Source organism: Mariniluteicoccus endophyticus, from assembly GCF_054780035.1.
The window spans coordinates 20637-28582 of sequence record NZ_BAAGXC010000027.1; the positions used below are offsets into that span (position 1 = coordinate 20637).

The 7946-nt window shown below is 68.7% G+C and carries 5 protein-coding genes; 2 read left to right on the top strand and 3 right to left on the bottom strand.

All coding sequences use genetic code 11. From position 1 onward, the window contains the following. Positions 1-49: 49 nt before the first annotated feature. From ACYVGD_RS13420 to ACYVGD_RS13430, 3 genes are all read right to left on the bottom strand, one after another. The gene (locus tag ACYVGD_RS13420) at positions 50-574 is read right to left on the bottom strand and encodes a hypothetical protein (protein ID WP_460744284.1); all 525 of its coding nucleotides are present in this window, start codon (positions 572-574) and stop codon (positions 50-52) included. A gap of 69 nt (positions 575-643) precedes the next feature. Next, complete coding sequence (locus ACYVGD_RS13425) at positions 644-4240, bottom strand: efflux RND transporter permease subunit (RefSeq protein WP_460744285.1); 3597 nt, start codon at positions 4238-4240, stop codon at positions 644-646. 23 nt (positions 4241-4263) lie between these two features. Beyond that, positions 4264-4866 (bottom strand): TetR/AcrR family transcriptional regulator, encoded by a 603-nt coding sequence (locus ACYVGD_RS13430; RefSeq protein WP_460744286.1) that lies wholly within the window; start codon positions 4864-4866, stop codon positions 4264-4266. 287 nt (positions 4867-5153) lie between these two features. Here ACYVGD_RS13430 and ACYVGD_RS13435 point away from each other — a divergent pair, with 287 nt between their 5' ends. Beyond that, a complete protein-coding gene (locus tag ACYVGD_RS13435; protein ID WP_460744288.1) occupies positions 5154-6407 on the top strand; it encodes a DUF445 domain-containing protein in 1254 nt (417 codons plus the stop codon). Between the two features lie 301 nt (positions 6408-6708). Further along, a complete protein-coding gene (locus tag ACYVGD_RS13440) occupies positions 6709-7437 on the top strand; it encodes an EcsC family protein (RefSeq protein ID WP_460744287.1) in 729 nt (242 codons plus the stop codon). The last annotated feature ends 509 nt before the right edge of the window (positions 7438-7946 follow it).

The window sequence follows — 7946 nt, forward strand, 5'->3', positions numbered from 1 at the left end:
GTTCGACGTGCTCCCGTCTGCCTGGACAGGGCAGGAACGGGGCCATGGATCATGTCTGCGGCTCGTTCTCGGCCCGGACCACCTGAAGGAGGGCCACCGGGTCGCTGGCGCTGCGCGCCTCGGGCAGCCGGATCCCCCGCCCCGACAAGTACGCCCGCGTACGCCGGTGGGCCCTCAGCCGCTGCCACGCCTCCGGGATCGGCTGGACCATCGTGTGGCTGTTGTGGCGGAAATTGACACCCCAGACGGCGATGATCTCGGACCACAGGAGTTGCTCGGGTTGCCCCAGACAGCTGAAGCGGATCCCGTCGCGGTCGACCACGACCCGAGGCGGCCACACCAGCCGCTTGCCGAACAGGAGCGCTGCGGAGCCGAAGAGCGTTCCCACGAGACCGAAAACGACCGCGCGCCACTCGGGGATCGTCACGATCAACCCGACGCACGGGAGCGAGAAGAACACGCTGGCCACGAACAGGAGCCCCGACCTCAGGCGTCCGGCCACGACCTCGGTCCGCCCGTCGCGTCGGATCGCCTCGAGGTGTCGCTCCAACCATCGCTGCGACCGAGAACTCATGCGGGCGACGATAGGGGCGCACGGTTCAGCGCGGGGCCCACCGCCCGGCGGCGTCGACGAGGGCGCGGGTCAGGTCGTGGGCTGGTCCAGCACTGCGAGACCGTCGTTGGGTTCCTGCGGGGGCGCACCCCGCGTACCCATCCGCTCGCGGAACTTCTCCACCAGCTCGTACAGCACGGGCACGAGGATCAGCGTCAGCAGCGTCGAAGAGACCAGGCCGCCGATGACGACGATGGCCAGCGACTGGGAGATGAACACGCCACCACCGGTGAGGCCGAGCGCCATCGGGGTGAGCGCCATGACCGTCGCCATGGCGGTCATCACGATGGGCCGGAGCCTGAGTCGGGCACCGTGGAGCAGGGCGTCGTCGATGCTGGCGCCCTCGTTGCGGTAGTGGTTCACCAGGTCGATGAGCACGATGGCGTTGGTGACCACGATGCCGATCAGCATCAGCAGGCCGATCATCGCGGGCAGGCCCAGCGACGTGTTCGTCGCCAGCAGCAGCCCCACCGCGCCGGTGGCCGCGAACGGCACCGACACCATGAGGATCAGCGGCTGGATGAGCGACTTGAACTGGGCCACCATCACCATGTAGACGATCGCGATCGCCACGAGCATCGCCAGCCCGAGCTGGGCGAACGCCTCCTCCTGGTCGGCCGACACGCCACCGATGGTCGCGATCGTGCCCGACGGCAGCTGCAGCTCGTCGACACCCTTCTTCAGCGCGGCGGTGGTGCCGCCCAGGTCACCGGCGGCGGGCACGCCCGACACGACGACCGTGCGTACGCCGTCGGTGCGGCGGACCGACGACGGCGTCTTCACCTCGACCACGTCGGCGACCTGCTTGAGCTGCACGGGGGCACCCTTGGCGTTCTTCGCCGCCTCCTGCTTGGCCTTCGTGGCGGCCGCGTCCCGGCGGTTCTTCGCCAGGTCGGCCTCCTGCTCGTTCAGCTTCGACAGCGACTCGTCGACGTCGGAGAGCTGCTCCTGCATCTTGGTGACCTGCTCGCGCAGCTGGGTGACCTGCTTCTTCTGCGCCTCGGCCTGGGCCGCCGCCTGCGCGGCGGCCTGCTGGGCCTGCATGCGCTGCAGCTCCGTCGGGTTCGTCGGCATGGTCGGCTGCGGCGCGGCAGCCGCCGACTCGGCCTGACGCAGCTGGTCCTGCATGTCGGAGATCTGTTTGGCCAGGTCCGTACGCGACTTCTGGGTCTTGTCGCGCTGCTCGGCCAGCTGCTCCTCCGACTTGGCCATCTGCTCGTCCTGCTTGGCCTCCTGCTCAGCGGTCATCTCGTCGGAGATCGCCTGCTTCGCGTCGGCGTCCTGCTTCTGGGTGACTGGCAGGACGAGGTTCTCCAGCTCCTCCTTCGTCTTCACCGACCGCGAGCGCAGCATGAGGTCCTGCGTACGCCGGTCGATGGTGACCGTGCCGAGCTTCTGACCCTTGATGGCCTGCGTCGCGGCCTGGCCGACGGTGCCCTGGTTCATGCCGAGCCGCGCTGCGTCCTCGGCGCGCACGTTGACCTGAAGCACGCTCTGCTGCTCCGTCAGGTCGGACTTGGCCTGCGACAGGCCCGGCGTGCGGTTCATCAGCGCGATGACCTGGTCGGCGGCGCGGGCGAGGTCCTCCTCGTCCTGGCCCTGGATCGACACGTCGACCGTCGAGGACTGGCCCATGCCACCGCCGGCGGGGAACTCGACCTCGCCGACCGAGTCGCCGAGCTTCGCCATCTCGGCCTCGAGCGAGGCCTGGACGGCCTTGGTGTCGGAGCCGTCCTTGAGCGTCACCGAATAGCTGGCCTCGTTCGTGCCGGAGACGCCGCCGAGCATGGCGGCCATCTGGCTGCCGCCGATGCTCGCCTGGTAGGTCTCGACCTGCGGGTTGCGACCCAGCACCTCTTCGACTTTCTTAGCGGCGACGTCGGTCTCGGTCAGGCTCGTCCCCGCCGGCAGCTTCTGGGAGACCTGCAGAGTGTTCTGACCCATGTTGCCCATGAAGTCGGTCTTGAGGGTGGTCGCGGCGGCCATCGTGCCGCCGAACAGCAGCACCGCGACCAGCAGGGTCACCAGCGGGTGCCTCAGCGAGACCCTGAGGAACGGCAGGTACGCGCGCTGCAGCCACGTCTCCTTCGACTCGTGCGACTCGCGCTTGGCCGTCGCATCGGGGTCGGCGGCGGCCTTCGCGCGCGCCCTGCGGCCCGGCTTCATGAACCAGTACGCGAGCACCGGCACGATGGTCAACGCGACGACCAGCGAGGCCATCAACGCCATGGTGACCGTCAGCGCGAACGGGCGGAACAGCTCACCGGTCTGGCCGCCGACCAGCGCGATCGGCGCGAACACGGCGACCGTGGTGATGGTGGAGGCGGTGATGGCGCCGGCGACCTCGCGTACGGAGTCGATGATCGTGGCGACGCCGAATTCCCCGCCGAGCTCCTTGTGGCGCTCGATGTTCTCGATGACCACGATGGAGTCGTCGACGACGCGGCCGATGGCGATGGTCAGCGCCGACAGCGTCAGCAGGTTCAGCGTGAACCCGCCGGAGTAGAGGCCGATCATCGCGATCAGCAGCGACAACGGGATCGAGATCGCCGTGATGATCGTGGCGCGCACCGACCACAAGAACGCGAGGATGACGAGCACGGCCATGACCAGACCGAGACCGCCCTCGACGGCGAGGTCGTGGATCGACTGGGTGATGAACGGCGCCTGGTCGAAGACGGTGCGGAAGTTCGTGGACCCACCGAGCTGCTTCTCGAGCGTGGGCAGGACCTCCTTGACCTTATCGGCGACGGTCACGGTGTTGGCGTCGGAGGTCTTGGTGATCATCAGCGACAGCGCGGGCTTGCCGTTCACGCGGCCGATGGACGTGGCCTCGACGGGCACCTCGGCGACGTCGGCGACGTCCTTGAGGGCGACGGGGCCGTCCTTGCCCTGCAGGCGCAGGTTGGCGACCGCCTCGACCGAGTTGAGCGTCTCGCCGACCTGGATGTTGATGGTCCGCCCGTCGGCCTGGATCTCGCCGGCGGGCACCTGCATCTTGTAGGCCTGCAGGATCTGCTGGAGCTGGGACAGGTCGACGGTGTACTTGTCGAGGTCGGCCTGGCGTGCCGTGATCGTCACCTGGCGGGTGTTCTCACCCGTGACGACAGCCGAGCGGACGCCCTTGAGCGCCGAGATGCGCGGCACCGCGATGCTGTTCAGGTCCGACGCCAGCTGGGTCGGGTCCTTCGTCGACGTCACCGCCAGCATGAGGATCGGCATGTCGTCGAACGAGCCGACCATCACGCGCGGCGTCGTGTCCTCTGGGAGCGTGGCCTTGATCTGCTCGACCTCCGAGCGGACCTTCGCCTCCATCTGCTGCACGTCCTCGCCGTAGTTCCACTCGACCTGGACCTGCGACACGTTCGCCGCCGACACCGACGTCACCTTCGTGACACCCGGCACGCCCTTCACTGCGTCCTCGATGGGTTTGGTGACGTCCCGCTCGATCGTCTGCGGCGTGGCACCTGCGTATGAGGTGACGACGGACGCACCCGGCAGCGTGAGCGACGGGATGAGCTCCTGCTTCAGCGACGTCGTCGACACGAAGCCGAACCCGACGATGGCCAAGCAGATCAATGAGACCAGGGCCCGGTTGGCCATGGAGAGCTTGGTGAGCTGCAGCATTCTGATTCCTCGGTATGCGTGGTTCAGGCCGGGACGACGAGTCCGGCGACGATGAAGTCGGTTATGAAGGCCCTCATGCCGGGGGCGGAGATGTCCATGCGCATGGCGCTCATGACCATCGGGACCTGCGTGACCAGACCGAGCTGGGCCTCCGACGGCAGGTCGGCACGCAGGAAGCCCGAGCGGTCGGCGCGGGCCAGGAAGTCACGGATCGGCTCCGTCATGGCCTCGGCGGGGTCGTGGTCGCACAGCGTCGCCCAGCCGGAGGCGATCTCCCACAGCACGACACGTGCCGCGTGCGGCTCGGCGACGAGGAACTCGATCGACAGCTGCACGAGGCGCTCGATGGTGGCCACGAACTCCTCGCGCGTGTCGGCGCGCAAAAGGCCGCGCAGCTCGTCGTCGGTGGGCTTCCACCGCTCGTTCACCGCGTCGAACATCGCCCGGTAGAGACCGGCCTTGTCGCCGAACCGCTGGAAGATCAGACCCTTCGTCACGCCCGCGCGTGCGGCGATGCGGTCGACGCGCGCCCTTGCGTACCCGTGCTCCGCGAACTCGTGCTCGGCGGCGGCCAGCAGGTCATTGGTGGTGCGCTCGGCGTCGCGGCGCCGGGAGGTCACTGTCACGCACGAATCGTATGTGACTGACCGGTTAGTCACAAACCGGTCGCCAGACCGGGAGCCGTGCCGAATCATCGTGAAGTTGGGTCGAATGGGCCGGATCCGGCCCACTGGGGCAAAATTTTCGATGATTCGGCACGCATGAGGTGCGGAATCTCGCCGGAGGACGCTCACACCCGAATCCTTGCCGGTGACCACGACTGGCACGAGGCCTTCGCGCCAGTCCTGGGGGAACACCGGGGATCACCCTGAACGGGTTCCTCGTCCCGCGCTGGCAGACTCGAGGGGTGAGCATGATGCTGGTCGACGCACCGGGCGACGCGGAGCGCCGCGAGGGACTCAGGCGGATGCGGATCGTCGCGACGTCGCTGTTGGTGGCGGCCGCGCTGATCTGGGCACTTACACTGCAGGCCGACCCGTGGAGCCCGCTGGGATTCGTGTCGGCGGCCGCCGAGGCGGCGATGGTCGGCGCGCTCGCCGACTGGTTCGCCGTCACCGCGCTGTTCCGTCACCCGCTGGGCATCCCCATCCCCCACACGGCACTCATCAAGCGCCGCAAGGACGAGCTCGGCCGATCGTTGCAGCAGTTCGTCACCACGAACTTCCTCACCGAAGAGATCTTCCGGGAACGGTTCCGCGCGGCCCACCTCGGCACCCGCCTTGCGACCTGGCTCGAGGACGAGGCCCACCGTACCCGCGTCCTGGCCGAGCTCACCCGCATCGCCCGCATCGCCCTCGACCGCGTCGACGACGACTCCATCCGCGCGGTGGTGACCGAGTCGGTCCTGCCGAGGCTCAAGCGCGAACCCCTGTCACCCATCGCCGGCGCCTTCCTCGAGGGAATCGTTGCTGACCGCTCTCACAAGGGGTTGGTCGACCTCGGCGCCGGCGAGCTCGTGAGCTGGCTCGAGCGCCACCCCGAGAAGTTCCAGGCCGTCGTCGGCGAGCGCGCGCCCGCGTGGAGCCCCGGCTGGGTAGACCGCCGCGTCGTCGACTGGGGTTATAAGCAGGCGCTGCAGTGGGCGATGGCCGTGCGCGACCAGCCCCACCACCCCGCCCGCGTCGCCCTCGACGACATGCTCGCCACGCTCGCCGAGGACCTCCAGAACGATTCGTCGGTGATGAAGCGCGCCGAGGCCCTCAAGGAACGCGTCTTGGACCACGATTCGGTCGGCGCGACGGTCGCGAGCCTGTGGGCGTCGGTCCGCGCCTCGCTCGAGGGCGCCATCGACGAGCGCGACTCGTCGCTGTGGACGCGCGGTGACGCATGGCTGGCCGAGCTCGGGCAGAGCCTGGCGAGCGACGAGGCGCTGCGCACCGGGCTCGAGAAACGGGTCGAGGACGTCGTGGCGTTCATGGTGACCACCTACGGGTCGGAGATCGCCACGGTCATCTCCCACACCGTGGAGTCGTGGGACGCCGAGTCGGCGAGCCGGCGCATCGAGCTGTACGTCGGCCGCGACCTGCAGTTCATCCGCATCAACGGCACCGTGGTCGGCGCCCTCGCCGGCTTGGTGATCCACACCGTGGGTCTGCTCCTGCACTGACCCTGATTCGTGCACAAACCTTCAGGGGTTGGTCGACGGCGAAGGTACGCGGCACCCGGTCCAGCTTTACCGGCACCGGGGTCGTGGCTGCCGAGCGATGAGAGAGGTGGCGGTCAGGGCGGCCGCCGCACCAGGCGGAGAGGCGGCGGGCGCGCATGGTGCGGCCGGAGATGTGGTCCAGGTCACGGCGCGATGTTGACCATGAGCAACCTCGCGGGGAAGTCCCCGGTGCGAGAAGTTTTGTCGACATCTGTCACGATGGAGGCCCACGTCCACACCGGACGACGACAAGGAGGCCCCCGTGGGACTGTTCGACATGTTCAAGCCGAAGAAGCAGGAAGTGGGCGTCGCTCGCTCCGCCCTCGACGAGGCCAACGACCTCGAGGCCAACGACGACGCGATCACGAAGTTCATCGAGAACATCCTCAGCCTCGGACTGAAGGGCCGCGGCCCCTTCGAGGGCTCGGCGGAGCTCGCCGAGAAGGCCCTGAAGGTGGCCAAGGGTGACCGCGAGGAGGCCATCGACAAGGTGGCTGGACAGCACGTGCGCTCCGGCGCCGTCGGCGGCTTCGTGACCAGCCTCGGCGGGTTCGTCACCATGCCCGTGGCCATCCCCGCCAACGTGCTCGAGTTCTATGTCCAGGCCACCCGCATGGTCGGCGCCATCGCCCACCTGCGCGGCTACGACATCAACGACCCGCGCATCCGCTCCGCCGTCCTGCTGACCCTCGTCGGCTCGAAGGCCGAGGACGTCATGGCCAAGGCCGGCGTACCCCTCGGCCCGATCGGCGGCGGCCGCGTGCTGTCGGTCGCGGTGAAGAACATGCCGAAGTCGGCGCTGATGGTCATCAACAAGGCCGTCGGCTTCCGCCTGATGCGCTCGGTGGGCGAGAAGGCCCTGACGCGCTTCGGCAAGGCCATCCCGCTGGCCGGCGGCGTCATCGGCGGCGGTCTCGACGGCTGGATGATGAAGCGCATCGCCGAGCACGCGCGCGGCGAGTTCCCACAGAAGACGACGCTCGACATCTGAGCCGCCGTCACGAGGCGGTCAAAGCAGGCCGGAGCCAACACCCCCTGGGTGGGGTTCCGGCCTGTTGCATCGGGGGGACCGCTCAGACCTGCTCTCCGCTGCGGCGCCGCCCCGACGCTCTGGGCGAAGGCGGCGGCGATCGACCCGGCAAACCGCGCGCCGCAGATCACCGCACCGGCGGTGACCCACAGGTCCGACGGGCCGCCGGTCAGGTCGGGCAGCGCGAAGCCGATGTCGTAGACCGTGGCGACCACGGCGGTCCGCGCGGTCAGCGGGAGCTTGGTCCAGTCCGTACGCCGTGGCGACGACGACCACGGTCACTCCCCCGGTCTGTCAGCCCATGCGCCGCATGGACCCCGCTGCCGGGCCAAGCCGCGGTGCCGCGCACGACGAATCGAGGAACGTTCCGTTACGGCTCGGGAAATGCGCAGGCCCCGGGATCGTGCGGGTTCTAACGGTCCTCGCAACACCTCGAGTTTTGGGGAGTTGCGAGGACCGTGTCGATTGAG

Excerpts from the sequence above, each read along its gene's own strand:
- ACYVGD_RS13420 (WP_460744284.1), bottom strand. The coding sequence starts at position 574 with ATGAGTTCTCGGTCGCAGCGATGGTTGGAGCGACACCTCGAGGCGATC.
- ACYVGD_RS13425 (WP_460744285.1), bottom strand. The coding sequence starts at position 4,240 with ATGCTGCAGCTCACCAAGCTCTCCATGGCCAACCGGGCCCTGGTCTCA.
- ACYVGD_RS13435 (WP_460744288.1), top strand. The coding sequence starts at position 5,154 with ATGATGCTGGTCGACGCACCGGGCGACGCGGAGCGCCGCGAGGGACTC.